This window comes from Bacillaceae bacterium S4-13-56, from assembly GCA_040191315.1.
In the GTDB taxonomy this organism is placed as follows: domain Bacteria; phylum Bacillota; class Bacilli; order Bacillales; family JAWJLM01; genus JAWJLM01.
Genome location: JAWJLM010000138.1, coordinates 1 through 2,257 on the forward strand (window position 1 = coordinate 1; position 2,257 = coordinate 2,257).

3 protein-coding genes are annotated in these 2,257 nt (G+C 37.1%); 2 read left to right on the forward strand and 1 reads right to left on the reverse strand.

The genetic code is table 11. The annotated features are described in order from the left end of the window. The first annotated feature begins 139 nt into the window (after window positions 1–139). Together RZN25_18130 and glnA are read left to right on the forward strand one after the other, a co-directional pair. Entirely contained in the window at window positions 140–547 is a 408-nt protein-coding gene (locus RZN25_18130; protein MEQ6378725.1) for a MerR family transcriptional regulator, read from the forward strand. 35 nt (window positions 548–582) lie between these two features. Further along, window positions 583–1,920 (forward strand): type I glutamate--ammonia ligase, encoded by a 1,338-nt coding sequence (gene glnA / locus RZN25_18135; GenBank protein ID MEQ6378726.1) that lies wholly within the window; start codon window positions 583–585, stop codon window positions 1,918–1,920. 132 nt (window positions 1,921–2,052) lie between these two features. Here the strand turns inward: glnA and RZN25_18140 are convergent. Next, on the reverse strand, window positions 2,053–2,257 hold a 205-nt coding region (locus RZN25_18140), incomplete at its 5' end, for an IS4 family transposase (protein MEQ6378727.1).

Here is a 2,257-nt window from a genome sequence, read left to right on the forward strand (position 1 = left end):
ACGTCGATGATCAAGGGTGCTTGCGCTTTTCTTATAATAATTCAGATAATTTTCGTGTTAGTTTTTATAACATCTATTGACAGATAAATGTACACGTTTTATAATATGGGTATTACCAACAAGGATGGGAGGTTCCTATATGAGTGATACTGATAAGATAAGACGCTCTATGCCTCTGTTTCCTATGGGGATTGTGATGTCACTTACTGAACTTACCGCAAGACAGATTCGTTACTATGAGCAAAACAACTTAATTTCTCCAGCAAGAACGGAGGGGAATAGAAGAATGTTTTCGTTCAATGATGTCGATCGACTTCTAGAAATTAAGGAACTTATCGAACAAGGGATAAACTTAGCGGGCATTAAACAAGTGTTAACCATGCGCGAAGATAAACTTCAAACTATTGAAGATTATCAAGTTCCTGAAGAACATCGTGAACTTTCTGATCAGCAACTACGAACAATGCTTAGATCAGAATTGATGGATGTTGGCAGGCTTGGAAAAACATCGTTGCGTCAGGGAGAGTTATCAAGATTCTTCCATTAATAAATTATATATTTTATAGGAGGAGAATAAAGTAGATGGGATCGAAAATGACTAGTGAAAAAATTTGGGAAATCGTTAAAGAGGAGAATGTAAGATTTATTCGTTTGCAATTCACAGATATGCTTGGAACTATTAAGAACGTTGAGATTCCTTTAGGCCAATTGGACAAAGCATTAGAGAACAAAATGATGTTTGATGGATCTTCAATTGAAGGGTTTGTTCGTATTGAAGAATCTGACATGTACTTGTATCCAGATCTAGATACTTTTGTTGTTTTTCCTTGGACTTCTGAAAAAGGAAAGGTGGCACGCTTCATTTGTGACATCTATAATCCAGATGGAACTCCATTTGAAGGTTGCCCTCGTTATAACTTAAAGCGGAACCTAAAGAAAATGGAGGAAATGGGCTTCTCAGCCTTTAATATTGGAACTGAGCCTGAGTTCTTCTTATTTAAGTTAGATGAAGCAGGAGAAGCAACATTAGAGCTTAACGATAAAGGTGGATATTTTGACCTTGCTCCAACAGATCTTGGTGAAAACTGCCGTAGAGATATCGTATTAGAGCTTGAAGAAATGGGATTTGAAATTGAGGCATCTCACCATGAAGTTGCTCCAGGTCAACATGAAATTGACTTTAAGTATTCTGATGCCCTTAAACATTGTGATGATATACAAACATTTAAACTAGTGGTTAAAACGATTGCGAGAAAGCATGGATTACATGCAACCTTTATGCCAAAACCATTGTTTGGTGTAAACGGATCTGGGATGCACTGTAACATGTCTTTATTTAAAGGTGGAGAAAATGCGTTTTTTGATGAAAATGGTCCAATGCAACTTAACGAAACTGCCTACCAATTTACTGCTGGAATTTTAAAACATGCTCTTGGTTTTACTGCAGTGACAAATCCAACAGTAAACTCCTATAAACGGTTAGTTCCAGGATACGAAGCTCCTTGTTATGTGGCTTGGTCTGGTAGAAACCGTAGCCCTCTAGTTCGTGTTCCTTCTTCTAGAGGTTTAAGTACTCGAATTGAAGTCCGTAGTGTAGATCCATCTGCAAATCCATATTTAGCAATGGCTGTATTATTAGCTTCTGGTTTGGATGGGCTGTCTAACAAGATTCAAGTTCCAACTCCAATTGACCGTAACATTTATGTCATGACAAAAGAAGAAAGAGTAGAAAATGGAATTGTTGATTTGCCAGCAACACTATACCACGCTCTCGAAACTTTAAGAAAAGATGAAATCGTTGTGGAAGCTTTAGGAGCCCATTTATTTGAACATTTTATTGAAGCGAAAGAAATTGAATGGGATATGTTCCGTACACAGGTGCATCCTTGGGAGCGCGAGCAGTATCTATCAAGTTATTAATTAGTTTAAACCCTTGACACTATTGGTGTTAAGGGTTTTTAATGTTTTGGGGTGTAGTTAGAATTCTATTAAGGAATTAGCGTTCACCCCAATTTCACCCCAAAAATTTAATAAAAAAATATTATTCATTACTCAACTTTCGCAGACTGAAACAGGCAGGTATGCCTTGATGTAGTTGGGTAAGCCTGCGATCCATTGTTGTAGTTGACTTTTGATCAGTTTTTGTACCTTCTTGTTGCTCTTTTTCAAGGCATCTTCAAGAAGCTCGATTAATTGCTGTAATGCCACAGCCCAATCGAGATCATTAACTTCATCACATAATTCATAAAACATATCG

Coding starts and splice junctions, on each gene's coding strand:
- RZN25_18130 (MEQ6378725.1), top strand. CDS start 140: ATGAGTGATACTGATAAGATAAGACGCTCTATGCCTCTGTTTCCTATG.
- glnA (MEQ6378726.1), top strand. CDS start 583: ATGGGATCGAAAATGACTAGTGAAAAAATTTGGGAAATCGTTAAAGAG.